Below are 17,807 nucleotides of genomic sequence, written 5' to 3' on the forward strand. Positions count from 1 at the left end.
CCGGTGGGTGGCCCCGCGTGTTACCAAGAGCCATGCCCTCTCACTCCCGGTACGACGTGGTGATTGTCGGGGGTGGCCACAACGGACTGGTGGCCGCCGCGTATCTGGCCGGCGCCGGCCGTCGGGTGGTGGTGCTGGAGCGGATGGACGCCGTGGGCGGCGCCGCCGTCTCCGGCGCGCCGTTCCCCGGGGTCGCCGCCCGGCTGTCCCGCTTCGCCTATCTGGTCAGCCTGTTGCCCCAGCGCATCGTGCGGGATCTGGGGCTGCGCCTGGAACTGCGGCGGCGCCCGTTCGCCTCCTACACCCCGACCACCAGGGGTGGTCGGCCGACGGGGCTGCTCGTCGGCGACGGGGAGCGGCGGGTGCGCGAGTCGTTCGCCCGGCTCACCGGGGACGAGCGGGAGTACCGGTCCTGGCGGGAGTTCTACGCCGCGACCGGGCGGCTGGCCGGCCGGGTGTTCCCCACCCTGACCGAGCCGCTGCCCACCCGGGCCGAGCTGCGCGCGAAGGTCGACGACGCGGCCCTCTGGGAGGCGCTGTTCGAACGGCCGCTGGGCGAGACGATCGAGGAGCGGTTCGCGGACGATCTGGTGCGCGGGGTGGTGCTCACCGACGCGCTGATCGGCACCTTCGCCGACGCGCACGACCCGTCGCTGGCGCAGAACCGCTGCTTTCTCTACCACGTGATCGGGCAGGGCACCGGCGACTGGGACGTGCCGGTGGGCGGCATGGGCGCGGTGACCGGGGCGCTGCTCGACGCCGCCCTCGCGGCGGGCGCCGAGATCGCGGTCGGCCACGAGGTGACGGGCCTGGCAACGGACGGGCGGACGGTGGAGGTGGGCTACCGCACGGCGGGGGCCGAGGGGCGGCTGGGCGCGGAGCTGGCGCTGGTGAACGCCTCCCCGAGCGAGCTGGCACGGCTGCTGGGCGAGGCCGCGCCGCCGGCCCCCGAGGGGTCGCAGTTCAAGGTGAACATGCTGCTCACCCGGCTGCCCGCGTTGCGGGACCCGGCCGTCGATCCACGCGAGGCGTTCGCCGGGACGTTCCATATCGCCGAGGGCTACCGGGAGTTGGCGACGGCGTATGCCGAGGCGGCCGAGGGGCGGCTGCCGTCGAGGCCGCCGAGCGAGGTGTACTGCCACTCGCTGACCGACCCGTCGATCCTGGCCCCCGAACTGGCCGCCGCCGGCTACCAGACGCTGACCCTGTTCGGGCTGCACACGCCCGAACGGCTCTTCGCCGGCGACGAGGGGCGGCAACGGGAGGTGCGGGAGGAGCTGTTGGCGGCGACGACGCGGGCGCTGGACGAGCATCTGGCCGAGCCGATCGCCGACTGTCTGGCGGTGGACGAGCGGGGTCGGCCCTGTGTGGAGGCGAAGACCCCGCGCGATCTGGAGCGCGAGCTGCGGCTGCCGGGCGGTCATATCTTCCACGGCGATCTGGCGTTCCCCTGGCGGGAGACGGAACGGGACGGGCCCGGCGACCGTTGGGGGGTGGCGACCGGCCATCCGAACATCCTGCTGTGCGGGGCCGGCGCGGTGCGCGGCGGCGGGGTCAGCGGCGTGGGCGGGCACAACGCCGCGATGGCGGCGCTGGGCCGCTGAGCGGGCGCGGGGCGAGGAAGCTGGGCAGTCGGCTGAGCCGCCGGTGGGTGTGCGGGGTCGATCCGGCGCGGCTCGTCGACGGGCCGGGGCTCCACCAGCCGGTCGACCACCAGGTCGGTGACCAGCGCCCGGCGGAGTTCGCGCGGCGGTTGGGCGCGGCGCTCGACAGGGTGGAACACCGGGCGCGGGCGACTTTGTCGAGGGAGGAGTCGGCGGCGGAGGAGAGCGGCTGTTCCAGATCGTGCACCCGCACCTCGGCCGGATCGCCGAGCCCGGGACGGCGCTGCCCGGCGCGGGCCGCCGGCGGCGCGGGTTCAGCGGCGCGCGTCGGCCGGGGGGCGGCGCGGCGGCGGGGCGGTGGAGTCGCGGAGCACCACATGGGTGCCGAGGAGGGCGCGCTGGTCGGCCGCCGAGACCGTGCCGGCGCCGAGGCCGAGGGCCAACCGCACGGCGGTACGGCCGAGTTCGGCGTAGGGCACGTGGACGGTGGTGAGCTGGGGCAGCATGTCGGTGGCGCAGTCGGCGTCGCCGTAGCCGACCAGCGAGACATCGTCGGGGACGCGGCGGCCGGCGGCCCGCAGGGCGGCCAGCGCGCCGGAGGCGGCGGGGTCGGAGACGGCGAAGACGGCCGTGAAGTCGGAGCCGCCGGCCAGCCGGCGGGAGAGCCGGTCGCGCGCCTCGGCACGGCCGGACCCGCCGCCGACCAGCAGTTCGGGGCGGAACGGGAGGTCGAAGTCGGCCAACGCCCTGCGGTAGCCGGCCAGTCGGCCGGCGGTGGTGGAGGTGGACGCGGTGTCGGTGGGCCCCAGGAAGAGGACGCGTCGGTGGCCCTGCACCAGAAGGCGGCTGACCACGGCGTAGGCGCCGCCCTCGTTGTCGTACTCCACCACGGTGGCCGGCGCCGCGTCGTCGGGGGCCGGTCGTCCGCAGAACACCAGCCGGGATCCCGCGGCGGCCAGTGAGCCGGCGATATGGGACAACTCGGCGTGGTGGTGCGGGTCCTGGGAGCCGCCGCCGATGAGGACGACGGCGCCCGCGCCCTGCTGGCGCATGGCCCGCAGCACGGCGCGTTCGCGTTCCCTTTCGCCCTGGGTGGTGGCGATCAGGCAGCTGCGGCCGTTGCGGGCGGCCTCCTCCTCGGCGCCGTGCGCGATCCTGGCCACCGGTTCCTGGCGCAGGTCGTCCAGGACCAGGGCGATCGTCGGGGTGGCGTGTCCGCGGAGGGCGCGGGCGTGGGTGTTGGCGACGTAGTCGAGCTCCTGAACGGCCCTCAGCACCCGTTGTCGGGTGCGTTGCGCCACGGGGTAGTTGCCGGCGAGCACCCGGGAGACGGTGGCCATCGAGACGTCGGCGGCCCGTGCGACCTGGCGCAGCGTGGTGGGGCCAGAGGTGCCCCTGGACACGGGAACGTCCCTCGGTTCGGCCTGGCTAACGGATCTGGTGGACATGACCAACCCTCACGATTCATTGGTCTGGACATGACGAAAACCTCGCAGTAACGTCAGCCTTGGTCTAGACCGCGAAAATCCCCCTTTGGAGCGCTCCTCCCCCACAACCTCCGGGAGCGAATAATGCGCAAGAAAGTCCTCACCGCCGCAGCCGGGGCCGGTCTCGCCCTGGCGACGGTGTTCGCCACGGGCACGACCGCCCAGGGCCACGGCTACACCACCAGCCCGTCGAGCCGCCAACAGCAGTGCGCCCAGGGCGCGGTGGACAACTGTGGCGCGATCGTCTGGGAACCGCAGAGCGTCGAGGGCCCCAAGGGCTTCCCCGGCGCCGGACCCGCCGACGGCACCATCTGCTCCGGCGGCAACAGCCGGTTCGCCGAGCTGGACGACCCCCGAGGCGGCACCTGGCCGGCCACGAACCTCTCGCCCGGCCAGAACGTCACCTTCAGCTGGACCTTCACCGTGGGGCACAGCACCAGCGAGTTCGACTACTACATCACCAGGGACGGGTACAACCCGTCCCAGCCGCTCACCCGCGCGGACCTGGAGCCCCAGCCGTTCCTGACGGTGCCGCTGAACGGCGCCCGGCCCGGCGACACCGAGCACCACCAGGGCACGGTGCCCCAGAAGTCCGGCCGCCATCTCATCCTGGCGGTCTGGAACGTCGCCGACACCGGTAACGCGTTCTACGCCTGCTCGGATGTGAATTTCTGACGCCTCCAGCCCGGGTGTGTACGGGTTTGACGCGGGTGCGCGGGGAGGAGAGACACACTCCCCGGGCACCCGCCGCCTTCAACCGGCCGGGGCACCTGGCGCGCGGCAGGCGCCCAACGTCCCGGCCGGCCCCGACCACGCGTCAGCGCAGCCAGGGGTAACTCGCCACCAGCGGGGTCCGCTCCCACCACGAGCCAAGGCCCCAGACGCGCCCCGCGGAGAACAGCGCCACCACGATCATCACGCCGGCGTAGACCACATGGGAATCGACCAGCGGGTTCGGCGACATGGTCGGCGAACCGTCCGAGGCATGCTTGGCCAGCGGGAACTCACCGAGCCACAGCATCAGCATCATCAGCGGACCGGCGATGGCGGTGACCCGCAGCCCTATGCCGAGCACCAGGGACAGGCCGAGTCCCGCCATGCCCCCCATGTAGAGCCAGTCGATGATCATCTCGCCGGACCACGAGTGGAACGTCGACTCCAGCGGGCCCACCGAGACCGACGCCAGATAGCCCTTCGCCGGCGAACCGCCCTGCAGCCAGGCGTTCTCGGACGAGGTCGCGTACCCCAGTCCGAACGTCTTGTCCAGGAAGGCCCAGAGGAAGATCGCGCCGGTCACGATCCGAAGCGCCGCCAGAGTTCTGAGCGCCTGAGTCGCCTCGACACGATCAGGCTGCCCGTCGACGGAGGGAGAACTCGCCCGAGGCGAGGAGAACCGCACATTCATGCTTTCACTCCTTGTATGGAAGGCCGCGCCCAACATGTCATGCTCACGGCCCCACCACTGCCGCGGGCTCAATTCCCGAAACCAGAACGCCATCCTCATAAGCCGTGAGGTAGGAGGAAACCGCTGGTTCCGCCCCCAACCCCTGGTAGGACCAGTCGTTCTCCGGGTCCCAGTCGGGACCGCCGGTCACCCGGAACTGCACCTCGGCCCGGTGCGCGGACTGCCCGCCCGGATAGATCGAGCGGCCGGTGCAGCTGAGCTCCGCGTAGTAGAGATCCCCGGCCGCCCGGACGACCGCGCTCTCCAACTCGGGACACTCGTGATACCCCGAGGTCAGAGTGATTCCGTCGGGATCGACGCCCTCGTCGAGGGTGAACCAGTAACGCACCGAGGCCCGGTCGAGCGAACGGGCCGGGAAGGCGGAGACGTTGCGCAGCGTCGCCCGCACCTCGGTGAAGGTGTCCCCCGTCGCGTTGGTGCCGGCCTCGACATAGACCTCGTCCCCGTCCGGCTCCTCCACCGGTGGGAAGTCCGGCAGCGGGGCGCCGCCGTGCACCCCCGTCAGATAGGCCAGGGCGCCGGAGAAGCCCGCGTTGTAGTCGGTCGCCACCTCGTTGGCCACATAGTCCTGGCGGTCGTCCTCATAGGCGTCGTCGGGTGCGGAGGGGCCGCCCACCAGAGCGCCGTAGAGCACATGACGGCTGGCCTCGGGCACGGTCAGCTGATCCGTCCAGGAACCGTGCGCCGTGCGGTGGTGCGGATCGCGCGGCGGATCCTCCCCGAACCCCACCACATAGCTGGCGCCCCGGGGGTTGTCACCCAGCGCGTAGTCGATCTGGGCCTGCCCGAACTCCCGGTAGCGCGCCGCCCGTTCGGCGTCCGTACCGGCCAGCCAGTCCCCGTACAGCAGGGCGACGAACGAGGTGTTGGCGGCGTACCGCAGCGATCCCCAGGTGTCCAGCACCGCCTGGCCGCCGGGTGAGTAGCGCACACGCTCGCCGTTCACCCCCACCGTCCAGAAGTCGAGCCAGCGGTTGGCGTCCGCCACGTACTTCGGATCGCCCGTCTCCATCGCCAACAGCGCGTACGCGCCATAGGACTTGTCGTCCCAGGCGAGCGTCCACCGATAGCTGCGCAGCTCCGACTGCGGCTCGGTGGCCAGCGCGTCGTACTCGGCCTCGGCCTTCGCCAGATAGTCGGCGTCCCCGGTCGCCTTGTACAACCAATAGGCGCCCCAGACCAGTTCGTCCTGGTAGCCGGACCAGGACCGGTAGAAGTCGCCGGCCGGCACACAGTCCGAGTAGACGCCGCGATGCTCGTCGGCGAAGGCGTACAGCTGCTCGGCGTGCGTCACCAGTTCGGCGGCGTAGGCGGGATCGTCCTCGGCGAACAGCAACGAGGAGGCGGCCATCGCGGCCGCCGTCTCGCCGGCCACGTCGGAGCCCGGGCAGTCGGCGTCCACCCGGTAGGCCGGCCGCTCCATGGGCATCACCTCGGCCGGCCCCCACCACCGGTGGTCCTCCGCGCCATCGCCCACCTGCGCGTAGAGCACGTCGGGCTCCGGATGCGCCCGGATGAAGTAGTCGTTCACCCAGCGCAGATTGCCCTTCAGATACTCCAACTGCCCGGCCTGCTCGTACCCCTCACCCGCAGCCAGGCCACCCCACGCCAACAGGGTGGCCGAAGCGGCCATCGGCAGGCCGAACTTGACGTGGTCTCCCGCGTCGTACCAGCCACCGGTGAGGTCGAGACCCACATCGGCGCCGTCGTCGAGAGCGGAGTCGCCGCGCCAGCTCACCCGGTTGTCCGCGGGCAGCGCGCCGGAGCGCTGCGCCTCGTAGAAGAACATCGACTTCTGCAGCGCCTCCGCGTAGGCGAACGCGGGCGCGGCCACCTCGACGACCGGCTCCGCGCGCGCCTCCTGGCCGGCGGACGGCAGTAGCAGGCCGGCGGCGAGCGCGGCCGCGGCTAAGACGGCGGTCCGGACGCGTCCACGCGACGGCCGGGGTCCCGAGGGTGACATGCGGTGATCCCTGAGGGGTTGAGGAGACATCAGTGGCTCGATCCTGGGAGTCCGACGGAGAACCGCCGCCGGGTGGTGACCGCCTCGCACCCCTATGGGTGGTTGACGGTCGGATTGGGAGCGCTCCCACCCGGCGACGGCAGCCTCATATTGCAGGGGGGTCATGCCCCCGTCAAGGTTTCCCGTTCCTGCGGTTCCCGCGGGCTGGAACCCGTCGACGAGGAAGCGGCCCCCGCACTCCCCCTCCGACACCGTGGTCCGACGAACGGACCACCACACCACCGGGACGCGCGTCCCGGTTGACGCCGGTTCGCCCCCGCCCGTCCCTGACGGGGGCGAACCGGCCGGATCCCGCTGCCCACCGGACTACCCCCTCCCGCAGGGGGTCCGGAGCGGCTGACACCACGGTGGAGAGCGGGTGTTCACCATCGCCGTCGAGGTCCGAGGGCGACCGGCCCGTACGGACCGGTCAACCGACGCCCCGGCTACGGCGGTTGAAGTCGCTGCGCCGGTTGACCTCACGCACCCGGAGCCGCAGCAGCGGACGGAGGTCACGACCGGGCCCCGGGGGCGCCGTCACGCACGCCCCGCCCTCGGGGGACGCGCCGCGTTCGGCGGCATCGTCCCCACCCGCGGCCTCGTCGTCGGTGCTGAGAGTCCGGCATACGCCGGTGGAACCTTCGGGGGGTGGCATGTTGGCTGCCCTTCTCGTTTCCTGGTCAACGATCCGAGAACCACCACCGCGTGGGAGGCGCATGCCGCCCCCGGGTGGGAGCGCTCCCACTTGGTGGTTGACCTCATAGTGGAAGCACAGCAGGGCGCCGTCAACCGCCCGCGCATTCTTTTCTCAAACAAAGTCGGCGGCGAAGGACCGGCCGCCAGGCGCGGGCCGTGCGAGGAGTGAACGCCGCGCGGCACCAAGGGCGTTGGCCCGGCCGTTGCCGGCCGGGCCGCGTTCGAGCTGTGGAGTCAGCCGATCAGCGTCGGCGGGTGGGGGTCGCTCGGCCGTCGGGGATCGACCCGCTCCGGCCGGGGTCGGGCGTTGCGCATCCGGATCGCGCTGTGCCCGAGGGTGCTGCCGGCGGCCGCGTCCCAGAACGGCCAGAGGTTGTCGTAGAGCCGCAGCTGGATGCCGGCCTCGCGGTGCAGCGCGAGCAGGTCCCCCACCGGTTCGGGCGGCCCCAGCGGGGCGACCTCCTCCCGGGCGACCAAGGCGTGCGACTCCGCCCCGATGGGGCGGAAGGAGGCGGCGGGCAGGCGGTAGGCGAAGAGCTTCACCTGCTGCAGGGCCGGCAGCCAGCCGTACTCGATGGCGTGCACGCGTTCGCCGCCACCGTCGCCGATCAACCGGGCGCGGTCGGCGCGGGAGCTGCTGGCCCGTGCCCAGACCATGGCGCGGGGGCACTGCCGGGGGAACCAGTAGTCCGGGGCGCGGGCGGCGTCGACGGCCCAGACCAGGGCCTCCATCCGCCGGGCGCTCGCCGCGATGTGCGGGCGGAAGAGTCTGATGTCGGAATCCTCGGAGAAGTGCAGGACCTCACCTGCTGCGGGGCGCATGATCATATCTTCGCAGCGCTCGGGGAGCGGGCCGAACGGCCGAACGGTCCGCCGGGATCCGCCGAAGGATCCCGGGCGGCCATCGCGCGAGGACCGATGACTTTCAGCCAATCGACCGCGCCACGGTCCTATCGCCGGAGGTTCACCGGAGCACCACGCCCGGGGCACATGTCAAGCCGGGGGGCGCGGCTCCCACCAGGGGAAAAACCCATTGATTTTCGGCACCCAGGACGGTGACTCTTGCAAGGTTGCCCAATTCCCAAACGCACTGACTCTGGGATGTCATGCAGATTCGCGATCTTCCGCATACCGACCCCGGCCAACCGGACGTGAGGTCGGGTTTTCGTTTTCTGGTCTGGCTCTTCCGCCGCCAACTCGGTGGCCAGCTGAGGGCCCTGGGATGGGGCACACTCCACATCACGGCCATCGCCAGCCTGCCCGTCGCCACCGGGTTGGCGATCTCCGCGGTGGTCGACGGCTCCGGCCGACGGCTTCTCGCCATCGGACTGCTGCTGCTGGCCATCACGCTGGTGATGGCGTTCGCCGACACCATGCTGCACCGCGCCGCGGTCACCAACTGGATCACGGCGGCCGCGCGCGTGCAGCAGCTGCTCGCCCGCCAGACCGCCGAGCTGGGTGGGGTGCTCACCCGCCGGGTGGCGGCCGGTGAGGTGGTGAAGGTCTCCACGGGAGACGTGGAGAAAATTGGCTGGTTCGTGGAGACGTTCTCGCGTTTCGCCGCCGCCGTGGTGGTCGCGGTCTCCGTCTGCGCCGGGCTCATCTGGTACGAGCCGCGGCTCGGGCTGCTGGTCGCCGGCGGGGTGGCGGCCGTGGTGCTGAGCGTCTTCCCGCTGCTGCCCGCGGCCACCCGCCGCGCGGACTTCGAACGGGGCAAGTCGGGGCGGGCCACCGAGTTGGCCTCGGACACCGTGGCGGGGCTGCGGGTGCTGCGCGGGATCGGCGGCGAGGAGCTGTTCCTCAGCCGTTACCGCAGGGCCTCGCAGGAGGTCAGGGCCGCCTCGGTGCGCAATGCCCGGATGTGGTCGCTGATCGACGCCGTCCAGGTGGTACTGCCGGGACTGCTGCTGATCGGGGTGGTCTGGCAGGGCGCCACGCTGGCGCTCGACGGGCGGCTGAGCCCGGGCGAGTTGGTGACCGTCTACGGGGCCGTCACCTTTCTGATGTTCCCGCTCCGTCTGTTCACCGAGATGGCGATGGCTTTCACCTTCTCCCGGCCGTCCGCCAAGCGTGCGGTGCGGGTGCTGGGGCTGCGCCGGGAGCTGTCCGACGAGCCGTCGGCCCCGATCGCGCCGGACGCGCCGCTCGGCGGCGATCTGACCGATCCGGCCACCGGGTTGCGCGCCGTCCAGGGCCGGTTCACCGCCGTGGTCTGTGGCGATCCGGACGCCGCCGAGCGGCTGGCGGAGCGTCTTGGCGGCCATCCGGCCGTGCCTCAGGAGGAGCCGTCGGCGCGGCTCGGCGGGGTGCCGCTGAACGAGGTGCCGCTGGTCGCGGCGCGCACGGCGGTGCTGGTGCAGGACAAGGATCCGGTGCTGCTGTCCGGCACCCTCGCCGAGCTGCTTGACGTCCCCTCGTCGGGGCGGACCGATGCCAAGGCGGCGCTGGCCGCCGCGCACTGTCACGACGTGTTGGAGGCGCTGTCCCGGGCGACCAGGGACGGCAGCCGGGATCCGATGCGCGGGGCGATCACCGAGCGGGCCCGTGCGCTCTCGGGCGGGCAGCGGCAGCGGCTGGCGCTGGCGCGTTCGCTGATCACCGATCCGGAGGTGCTGGTGCTCGACGAGCCGACATCGGCGGTGGACGCGCACACCGAGGCCGGGATCGCCGAGGGCCTGCGGGAGGCGCGGGCCGGGCGCACCACCGTGGTGTTCACCTCCAGCCCGCTGATGCTGGACCGCGCGGACGAGGTGCTCTTCGTCCACGAGGGCGGGGTGATCGCCTGCGGCACGCACCGGGAGCTGCTGCGCGGGGCGCCCGCCTACCGGGCCGTGGTCACCCGTGAGGTGGAGCAGGACCAGAAGACCGAGCACGAGTTGGCGGACGTGGAAAACGTTCACCTTGCCGAGGAGTCCGCATGATCGGCGTCAGACCGCCGGAGTACGATCCGGCCAGCACCGAGCACACGACGACCCTGCCGGTGGCGGGCCGGGCGACGGTGAGCGCCTATGTGCGCGAGCTGCTGCGCCGCCACCGACGGGCGTTCGCGATCCTGATCGCGGTGAACGCGGCGGCGGTGCTGGCCTCGATGGTGGGGCCCATCCTGCTGGGGAACGTCGTGCAGGATCTCGCGGACGGGTCACGCGAGCTGCATCTGGGGCGCAACCTGTCCGTGTTCGCGGTGGCGCTCGCCCTCCAGGCGGTCTTCGTCCGCATGGTGCGGCTGCGGGGCGCGGTGCTGGGCGAGCGAATGCTGGCCGACCTGCGGGAGGACTTCCTGGTCCGCTCGGTCGCGCTGCCGCCGGGCGTGCTGGAGCGCGCGGGCACCGGGGATCTGCTGGCCCGGATCAACACGGATGTGGACCGGCTGGCCAAGGCGATGCGCGAGGCGCTGCCGCAGATGTCGATCGCGGTGGTCTGGGCTGGGCTGCTGATGGGCGGCATCGTGGCCACGGCGCCCGTACTGGGACTGGCGATCCTGCTGGCCCTGCCGCTGTTGCTGGGCGTGTGCGTCTGGTACTTCCGGCGGGCGCCGGCCGGCTATCGGTCGGAGGCCGCGGGCTATGCGGCGGTGGCGGCGGCGTTGGCCGAGACGGTGGACGCCGGGCGGACCATCGAGTCGCACCGTCTTGAACGGGAGCGGATCGCCCTTTCCGACCGCCGGGTGGCCGAATGGACCAGTTGGGAGCGGTACACGCTCTGGCTGCGGTCGGTCCTGATTCCGGCGATCAACGTCTACCACGCCTCGCTGTTGAGCGGGGTGCTGCTGCTCGGTGGCTGGTTTGTCATCGAGGGGTGGATGTCCGTGGGGCAGCTGACCACGGGTGCGCTGTTGACGCAGCTGATGGTCGAGCCGGTGGGGATGATCCTGCGGTGGATGGACGAGCTGCAGGTGGCCCGGGTGTCGCTGGCGCGGCTGGTCGGGGTGCGTGAGGTCGAGGAGGACCGGGGGGACCCCTCGCTGGCGCCCGAGGGGCGCGATCTGCTGGCCGACGAGGTGCGTTTCGGATACGAGGCGGACGTCGATGTGCTGCATGACGTGACCCTGGATGTGGCCGCCGGGACCAGGATCGCGCTGGTGGGTCCCTCCGGTGCCGGGAAGTCGACGCTGGGGCGGCTGCTGGCGGGGATCTACGGTCCGCGCACCGGCTCGGTGACCTTGGGCGACGCCCGGCTGGCCGCGATGACGGCGGAGCGGGTGCGTGAGCGGGTGGCCCTGGTGAACCAGGAGCACCATGTGTTCGTCGGCCCGCTGCGGGACAACCTGCTGTTGGCCAGGACGGACGCGACGGACGCGGAGCTGTGGGCGGCGCTCGGCGCCGTGGACGCGGCCGGCTGGGTGCGGGAGCTGCCGGAGGGGCTGGACACCGAGGTCGGTTCGGGCGCGCTGACGGTGACTCCGGCGCGGGCTCAGCAGATCGCACTGGCGCGCCTGGTGCTGGCGGACCCGCACACCCTGGTGCTGGACGAGGCGACCTCGCTGCTCGATCCCCGTGCGGCGCGGCATCTGGAGCGGTCGCTCGGCCGGGTGTTGGAGGGGCGGACGGTGATCGCCATCGCGCACCGGCTGCACACCGCGCATGACGCCGATGTGATCGCGGTGGTGGAGCACGGGCGGATCACGGAGCTGGGCAGCCATGACGAGCTGGTGGCCGCTGACGGCGCGTATGCCGCGCTGTGGCGGTCCTGGCACGGCTGACCGGGCCGTCCCCGCATCGCCCGCCAGGGCCTGTCCCCCACAGGGGGGCGGGCCCTGGCCCGTCCCGGCGACCGCCCGTCCGCCGGAGCTTCGGGCCGTCAGGGGGCGAGCAGGCCCGCTCCGATGCCGCCGGCCGCGCCGAGGATGACAAAGGCGGGCATCAGCACCTTGTTCTCCACCCAGGCGCCGGCCCGGAACCGCATGAAGCTCGGCGGGCCGAGGGGGTACCAGCGGCGGCCGGCTATGGGGAGGGGCCAGAGCATCGGGCAGCCGGAGATGGTGATGGAGTCGCCGAGGGTGTGCACGATGGCGCCCAACACGATCGGCAGGCCCAGCCAGGCGTAGGGCTCGTCGGCGAACAGCCAGTTGGCGCCGTTGCCCGGCTCGTTGAGGACGCCGGCGAGGATCCAGGCGGTGGTGGCGCCGAGCAGCCAGACCAGCACATCGCTGGAGACCCTGGCCATGCGCCAGAGCAGACCCTCGACGGCGAGCACCATGTGGATGAAGAGGGTGGCCAGCACGGCCCAGCGGCCGAAGGCGATGGCCGCGCCGGAGAAGCCCGCGCCCAGCAGGACGGCCCAGATCCAGGTGTGGGTGAGGGTGCGGTGGCCACCGCTGCGCCGGCGGTCCTTTGGGCCTCTGGTGGCGTTGTAGACGGCGGCGGACAGCTTGTCGATAAAGCCGGCGAGGATCTTGGAGAGCGGGCCGAAGGCCCGGGAGATGGTGGCGTTCTTGTGGTCGAGGTCGGGGGCCAGTGCCGCTCCGGCACAGATCAGCGTGCCGACGACAAGGACGGGCCACGGCATGGGGTGGCCGGCCCAGGAGGCGGCGGCGCCGACCCCCAGCCACGCCATCGCTCCGGACAGCGAGTGCGCTGGTCCCATCATCGGTAACTCCCCCGCCCGTACTTCACTGTTGAGTAGTCCTTCGGCGGGACAGCGTAGCGCCATGTGATCTTCGGACGAGCAGCCGGTTCTCGTTTGCGGGCTCGGTACGGGCACTATGGGACGGTGACCCTTATCGATCAGATGCCGCAGGACAGTGACCCCGATGCCCTCTTCGACGCGTTCTCGTCGTGGGTGAACGAGCGGGGGATCACCCTCTATCCCGCGCAGGAGGAGGCGCTGATCGAGGTGGTCTCGGGGTCGAACGTGATCTTGTCCACTCCCACCGGCTCCGGCAAGTCGCTGGTGGCGGCGGGGGCGCACTTCGCCGCGCTCTCCCGGGACGAGGTGACGTTCTACACGGCTCCGATCAAGGCGCTGGTGTCGGAGAAGTTCTTCGAGCTGTGCAAGCTCTTCGGCACCGAGAACGTCGGGATGCTGACCGGCGACGCCTCGGTGAACCCGGATGCTCCGGTGATCTGCTGCACGGCCGAGGTGTTGGCGTCGATCGCCCTGCGGGACGGGGCACAGGCCGACGTCGGTCAGGTGGTGATGGACGAGTTCCATTTCTATGCGGAGCCGGATCGGGGGTGGGCCTGGCAGATCCCGCTGTTGGAGCTGCCGCAGGCGCAGTTCGTGCTGATGTCGGCGACGCTCGGCGACATGTCGCGGTTCGAGGAGGACCTGACGCGGCGCACCGGGCGGTCGACCTCGGTGGTGCGCTCGGCGACGCGCCCGGTGCCGCTCAGCTACGAGTACCGGACGACGGGGCTGACGGAGACCCTTACGGAGCTGTTGGAGACCCGTCAGGCGCCCGTCTATATCGTGCACTTCACCCAGGCGCAGGCCGTCGAGCGGGCGCAGGCGTTGATGAGCATCAACATGTGCACCCGGGCGGAGAAGGACGAGATCGCCTCGCTGATCGGCAACTTCCGCTTCACCACGCGTTTTGGGCGGAATCTCTCCCGCTTCGTGCGTCATGGCATCGGGGTGCACCACGCGGGGATGCTGCCCAAGTACCGCAGGCTGGTGGAGAAGTTGGCGCAGGCCGGGTTGTTGAAGGTGATCTGCGGTACCGACACCCTGGGGGTCGGGGTGAACGTGCCCATCAGGACGGTGTTGTTCACCGCGCTCACCAAGTACGACGGGAACCGGGTGCGGGTGTTGCGGGCGCGGGAGTTCCATCAGATCGCCGGCCGTGCGGGGCGGGCCGGGTTCGACACCTCCGGGTTTGTCGTGGCGCAGGCGCCGGAGCATGTGGTGGAGAACGAGAAGGCCCTGGCGAAGGCGGGCGACGATCCGAAGAAGCGCCGCAAGGTGGTGCGGAAGAAGGCGCCCGAGGGGTTCGTCAACTGGAGCGACCAGACCTTCGAGCGGTTGATCGCCGCCGATCCCGAGCCGCTGACCTCGCGGTTCCGGGTGACCCACGCCATGCTGCTCGCGGTGATCGCGCGGCCGGGCGATCCGTTCGCCGCGATGCGGCGGCTGTTGGAGGACAACCACGAGCCGCGCCGGCAGCAGTTGCGGTTGATCCGGCGGGCGATCGCGATCTTCCGTTCGCTGCTGGACGGGGGGATCGTGGAGCGGCTGCCCGAGCCGGACGCGCAGGGGCGTACGGTGCGGTTGACCGTGGATCTCCAGGCGGACTTCGCGCTCAACCAGCCGCTGTCCACGTTCGCGTTGGCCGCGTTCGAGCTGCTTGATCCCGAGTCTCCTTCCTATGCGTTGGACATGGTCTCCGTGGTGGAGGCCACCCTGGACGACCCCCGGCAGATCCTGGCCGCGCAGCAGAACAAGGCGCGGGGGGAGGCCGTGGCGGCGATGAAGGCCGACGGGGTCGAGTACGAGGAGCGGATGGAGCGGCTGATGGACATCAGCTATCCCCGACCGCTGGACGAGCTGCTTTTCCACGCCTTCGGCCTCTATCGCAAGAGCCACCCCTGGGTGGGGGACCACCCCCTGTCGCCCAAGTCCGTGGTGCGGGACATGTACGAGCGGGCCATGACATTCTCGGAGTTCGTCTCCTTCTACGAGCTGGCGCGCACCGAGGGGATCGTGTTGCGCTATCTGGCCAGCGCCTACAAGGCGTTGGAGCACACGGTGCCGGACGATCTGAAGTCGGAGGACTTCGAGGACATCACGGCGTGGCTGGGCGAGTTGGTGCGTCAGGTGGACTCCAGTCTGTTGGACGAGTGGGAGCAGTTGGCCAATCCGGCGACCGAGGACGCGGAGCAGGCGCGGGAGCGTGCCGATCAGGTGCGGCCGGTGACGGCCAACGCGCGGGCCTTCCGGGTGCTGGTGCGGAACGCGATGTTCCGCAGGGTGGAGTTGGCGGCGCTGGGACGGGTGTCGGAGCTGGGCGAGTTGGACGGCGAGGCGGGCTGGGACGCCGACGCGTGGCGCGCGGCGCTGGCCGGCTACTGGGAGGAGTACGACGAGCTGGGCACCGGGCCCGACGCGCGGGGCCCGCGACTGCTGCGGATCGAGGAGGTGCCCGAGGACGGGCTGTGGCGGGTGCGGCAGACCTTCGCCGATCCGGCGGGCGACCACGACTGGGGGATCTCCGCCGAGGTGGATCTGACGGCGTCCGACGCGGAGGGGCAGGCGGTGCTCAAGGTGACGGACGTGGGCCAGCTGTGACGGGCGCCGCCGGGGGCAGCGGCCGGCCTCTGGCGGCCTCCAGCGCGAGGCTCAACTGCGCGCGGTACCAGACCACCTCGTCCGGATCACGGGCGGTGAGGAGACGCCGCACCGAGCGCCAGGGGCCGGCCGCCAGCCGGGCGGCCATCAGCGGTGGGCGGAGCCGGCCCAGCACGGCGCGCTCCACCGGATCGGGCACCTCGGACTCCAGCGTGCCGTGATCGAGGACCGCGGCGGGCACGGCGGCGGCCTCCCAGGGGCCGGCCGCCTGGCCGGTGAGCACTCCCGTGCGCCTGGCGCGCCAGCGACGGGGGCGCCAGTCCTGGCCCTGGCGCAGGGAGTGGCGCAGCCCGTCGGGCAGTTGGCCGGTCAGCAGCCCTGGCCGTCGTCGGGCGAAGACGCTCAGCTCCTCGGGGGGATAGCGCCAGGCGACCACGCCGTGTTCGGTGAGGTGGAAATCGGAGGGGCTGAAGCAGCCGCCCCGGGCCAGCCGGGAGAAGCGGGCGGTGCTGATCCCCATCAGCACGGCGCCCGCCGAGGCGCTGACCGGCCGCTCGGGGAACCGCTTGGCCAGGGGCCGCCGGGGCGCGTAGCGCACGCGCTCGGGGCCGTGAACGGCGCGCTCGGCCCGCCCCCGAAGGCGCCCCTGACGCTTGGGCCGGCGCTGGGCGCCGCGCGCCGGACGCCGGGGCGCCGGCCGGGGCGGGAACGCCTCGGGCGATGTCCGGGGGGCCGGCTGCTCCAGCAGCGGCGAACCGGCGGCGACCGGGGCCGGGAGCCGGGACCGCCCCCGGGACGGCACATCGACGGGGCGCCCGGGGCACTCGAGGTGTGGGGACCGCACGACGGGCACGACCGGCACAAAGGACGCGGCGGATGCGGTGGGTGCAGCGGACGCGGTGGGCGCGGGACCGGCGGGCGCGGGTCGCGTGAAACGCACGGACATGGGGGTTCTCCAACAATTCGGCGATTACTCTCAGTAACGAGAGTAGATCACCGAACCCCACATCGCAACCCTCAGTGACGATCTCATTCCACTGGGTATCGCGACGCCGAACAGAACGACCACCCCGGAGTTCGCCTCCGCCCGGGCCGTCAGACGCCCGCCGGGCCCGGAGGCGCGCGGGGAGTCGGCGTCACGGGGACCCGCGGGCGAGCCTCCGCTCCCGAGTCAGAAGGACTCCCTGGCCGCCAACCCCATATGCTCACCGACCTTGTTGACCAGCAGCGTCATCTCGTACCCGACCTGTCCGACGTCCGCGTCGGGCCCGGTGAGCACGCAGAGACAGCTGCCGTCGCCGGCAGCCGTCACAAAGAGCACGCCGTCGTCGAACTCGATCATGGTCTGCCGGACGCCGCCGCACCTGAAGTGCTCCCCCACCCCCTTGGCGAGGCTGTGCAGACCGGAGGCGACGGCGGCCAGATGCTCCGCGCTGCTGCGCTTGAGACCTCGACTCACCGAGGTGACCAATCCGTCGCTCGACAGCAACAGGACATGTCTGACTCTCGGTAGCCGCTGCGCCAGATCGTCCAGCAGCCAGTCGAGCGTGGTGCTCAGTGCCATCCCCAGCTCCCCCTTCTCGTAAGGCGACCGCTGTGTCAGCCTTCCCCAGCAAGCGGTTGTCGGCAACCATTTGGGCCGCACCGCCATACGGAAGGGACCGTACCGCTTGCCAAGGTCAGCCATGTCACCGGGGTTTCCGAGCCACCCTCGGAGGTGACGGCCCGGGCGCCGGAAACGGCCCGGATGTGGTCGGTTGGCAGACGAAACGGGCCCCGGGCCGCCATGGTGGCGTCCGGGACCCGTCGCGAAGCAGTGAGAAAGCGATGAGAAAGCGGTGGGCAAAAACGTCCCGAAAGCATCGAGCGAGGGATCGACGGCTGGTCGACCGGGCGAACAACCGCCCACCGCGACCGCTCGCCCGGATCCGCCGGACACCACCGGGCACCGCGCGAAGTCAGCGCCCCAGCTCCTTGCGCCCCACGCGCCGCAGCCGGGTGCGCTGGGAGGAGTCGAGCAGCAGATACGCGCCCACCGGGATCCCCACCAGCACCAGCAGAGCGATCCAGAAACTGGTCAGCCACCAGAGCACCACTCCGGCGCCCACCGCGCCGATCGCGACCTTCGCACCCCGAGACATGGTCCGCACCTCCTCCGCCGTGGCGAGCCTCGCCCCGGCACTATGTGAACGTCTCTCCAGTGTCCACCGTTCCGGAGCCGAACGTCCCGACGGGGGAGATGTCCGACCGCGGAGCCGGGCAGGCCCGGGGGCGGGGTCGGACGGCCACGCGTCCGACCCCGCCCCCGGATCCCGCTCGAATCGTCCGGG

Annotated in this window: 13 protein-coding genes; 5 read left to right on the forward strand and 8 right to left on the reverse strand. The window is 71.8% G+C overall.

Features of this window, described 5'->3' with window-relative positions:
- Positions 1 to 32 precede the first annotated feature (32 nt).
- On the forward strand, positions 33 to 1,604 hold the full coding sequence (locus AOM46_RS30100) for an NAD(P)/FAD-dependent oxidoreductase (protein ID WP_199824090.1): 1,572 nt from the start codon (positions 33 to 35) through the stop codon (positions 1,602 to 1,604).
- Between the two features lie 314 nt (positions 1,605 to 1,918).
- On the opposite strand, the gene AOM46_RS30105 is transcribed toward AOM46_RS30100, so the two are convergent.
- Positions 1,919 to 3,052 carry a LacI family DNA-binding transcriptional regulator gene (locus AOM46_RS30105; protein ID WP_078857340.1) on the reverse strand — a complete coding sequence of 378 codons (1,134 nt, stop codon included), beginning with the start codon at positions 3,050 to 3,052 and terminating at the stop codon, positions 1,919 to 1,921.
- A 123-nt stretch (positions 3,053 to 3,175) separates the two neighbouring features.
- Here AOM46_RS30105 and AOM46_RS30110 point away from each other — a divergent pair, with 123 nt between their 5' ends.
- Entirely contained in the window at positions 3,176 to 3,766 is a 591-nt protein-coding gene (locus tag AOM46_RS30110; protein WP_062217697.1) for a lytic polysaccharide monooxygenase, read from the forward strand.
- Positions 3,767 to 3,908: 142 nt separating this feature from the next.
- Here the strand turns inward: AOM46_RS30110 and AOM46_RS30115 are convergent, their stop codons facing one another.
- The 3 genes from AOM46_RS30115 to AOM46_RS30130 all read right to left on the reverse strand — a co-directional run bounded on the left by AOM46_RS30115 (position 3,909) and on the right by AOM46_RS30130 (position 8,076).
- A complete protein-coding gene (locus tag AOM46_RS30115; RefSeq protein ID WP_062217700.1) occupies positions 3,909 to 4,388 on the reverse strand; it encodes a hypothetical protein in 480 nt (159 codons plus the stop codon).
- A 151-nt stretch (positions 4,389 to 4,539) separates the two neighbouring features.
- Positions 4,540 to 6,519 (reverse strand): glycoside hydrolase family 9 protein, encoded by a 1,980-nt coding sequence (locus AOM46_RS30120; RefSeq protein WP_062217703.1) that lies wholly within the window; start codon positions 6,517 to 6,519, stop codon positions 4,540 to 4,542.
- Positions 6,520 to 7,488: 969 nt separating this feature from the next.
- Positions 7,489 to 8,076 (reverse strand): DUF6886 family protein, encoded by a 588-nt coding sequence (locus tag AOM46_RS30130; protein WP_062217961.1) that lies wholly within the window; start codon positions 8,074 to 8,076, stop codon positions 7,489 to 7,491.
- A gap of 284 nt (positions 8,077 to 8,360) precedes the next feature.
- Between AOM46_RS30130 and AOM46_RS30135 the strand changes: the two genes are divergently transcribed.
- Together AOM46_RS30135 and AOM46_RS30140 are read left to right on the forward strand one after the other, a co-directional pair.
- Positions 8,361 to 10,175, forward strand: coding sequence for an ABC transporter ATP-binding protein (locus tag AOM46_RS30135; protein WP_062217708.1), 1,815 nt, complete (start codon positions 8,361 to 8,363; stop codon positions 10,173 to 10,175).
- Positions 10,172 to 11,953, forward strand: coding sequence for an ABC transporter ATP-binding protein (locus tag AOM46_RS30140; protein ID WP_062217711.1), 1,782 nt, complete (start codon positions 10,172 to 10,174; stop codon positions 11,951 to 11,953). The genes AOM46_RS30135 and AOM46_RS30140 overlap by 4 nt, the downstream gene beginning before the upstream one ends.
- A 98-nt stretch (positions 11,954 to 12,051) precedes the next feature.
- Here the strand turns inward: AOM46_RS30140 and AOM46_RS30145 are convergent, their stop codons facing one another.
- On the reverse strand, positions 12,052 to 12,840 hold the full coding sequence (locus AOM46_RS30145) for a metal-dependent hydrolase (RefSeq protein WP_062217714.1): 789 nt from the start codon (positions 12,838 to 12,840) through the stop codon (positions 12,052 to 12,054).
- A 123-nt stretch (positions 12,841 to 12,963) separates the two neighbouring features.
- Here AOM46_RS30145 and AOM46_RS30150 point away from each other — a divergent pair, with 123 nt between their 5' ends.
- The gene (locus AOM46_RS30150) at positions 12,964 to 15,477 is read left to right on the forward strand and encodes an RNA helicase (protein WP_062217964.1); all 2,514 of its coding nucleotides are present in this window, start codon (positions 12,964 to 12,966) and stop codon (positions 15,475 to 15,477) included.
- On the opposite strand, the gene AOM46_RS30155 is transcribed toward AOM46_RS30150, so the two are convergent.
- The 3 genes from AOM46_RS30155 to AOM46_RS30165 all read right to left on the reverse strand — a co-directional run bounded on the left by AOM46_RS30155 (position 15,449) and on the right by AOM46_RS30165 (position 17,618).
- On the reverse strand, positions 15,449 to 16,321 hold the full coding sequence (locus tag AOM46_RS30155) for a DUF6397 family protein (RefSeq protein WP_158920790.1): 873 nt from the start codon (positions 16,319 to 16,321) through the stop codon (positions 15,449 to 15,451). The two genes, AOM46_RS30150 and AOM46_RS30155, sit on opposite strands and share 29 nt — an antisense overlap.
- A gap of 327 nt (positions 16,322 to 16,648) precedes the next feature.
- Positions 16,649 to 17,041 (reverse strand): roadblock/LC7 domain-containing protein, encoded by a 393-nt coding sequence (locus AOM46_RS30160; protein ID WP_062217719.1) that lies wholly within the window; start codon positions 17,039 to 17,041, stop codon positions 16,649 to 16,651.
- Positions 17,042 to 17,435: 394 nt separating this feature from the next.
- Complete coding sequence (locus AOM46_RS30165) at positions 17,436 to 17,618, reverse strand: hypothetical protein (RefSeq protein ID WP_062217722.1); 183 nt, start codon at positions 17,616 to 17,618, stop codon at positions 17,436 to 17,438.
- Between the last annotated feature and the right edge of the window lie 189 nt (positions 17,619 to 17,807).

The organism is Streptomyces sp. NBRC 109706, from assembly GCF_000974485.1.
GTDB lineage: Bacteria > Actinomycetota > Actinomycetes > Streptomycetales > Streptomycetaceae > Streptomyces.

Excerpts from the sequence above, each read along its gene's own strand:
- AOM46_RS30100 (WP_199824090.1), top strand. The coding sequence starts at position 33 with ATGCCCTCTCACTCCCGGTACGACGTGGTGATTGTCGGGGGTGGCCAC.
- AOM46_RS30105 (WP_078857340.1), bottom strand. The coding sequence starts at position 3,052 with ATGTCCACCAGATCCGTTAGCCAGGCCGAACCGAGGGACGTTCCCGTG.
- AOM46_RS30110 (WP_062217697.1), top strand. The coding sequence starts at position 3,176 with ATGCGCAAGAAAGTCCTCACCGCCGCAGCCGGGGCCGGTCTCGCCCTG.
- AOM46_RS30120 (WP_062217703.1), bottom strand. The coding sequence starts at position 6,519 with ATGTCACCCTCGGGACCCCGGCCGTCGCGTGGACGCGTCCGGACCGCC.
- AOM46_RS30130 (WP_062217961.1), bottom strand. The coding sequence starts at position 8,076 with ATGCGCCCCGCAGCAGGTGAGGTCCTGCACTTCTCCGAGGATTCCGAC.
- AOM46_RS30135 (WP_062217708.1), top strand. The coding sequence starts at position 8,361 with ATGCAGATTCGCGATCTTCCGCATACCGACCCCGGCCAACCGGACGTG.
- AOM46_RS30140 (WP_062217711.1), top strand. The coding sequence starts at position 10,172 with ATGATCGGCGTCAGACCGCCGGAGTACGATCCGGCCAGCACCGAGCAC.
- AOM46_RS30145 (WP_062217714.1), bottom strand. The coding sequence starts at position 12,840 with ATGATGGGACCAGCGCACTCGCTGTCCGGAGCGATGGCGTGGCTGGGG.
- AOM46_RS30160 (WP_062217719.1), bottom strand. The coding sequence starts at position 17,041 with ATGGCACTGAGCACCACGCTCGACTGGCTGCTGGACGATCTGGCGCAG.
- AOM46_RS30165 (WP_062217722.1), bottom strand. The coding sequence starts at position 17,618 with ATGTCTCGGGGTGCGAAGGTCGCGATCGGCGCGGTGGGCGCCGGAGTG.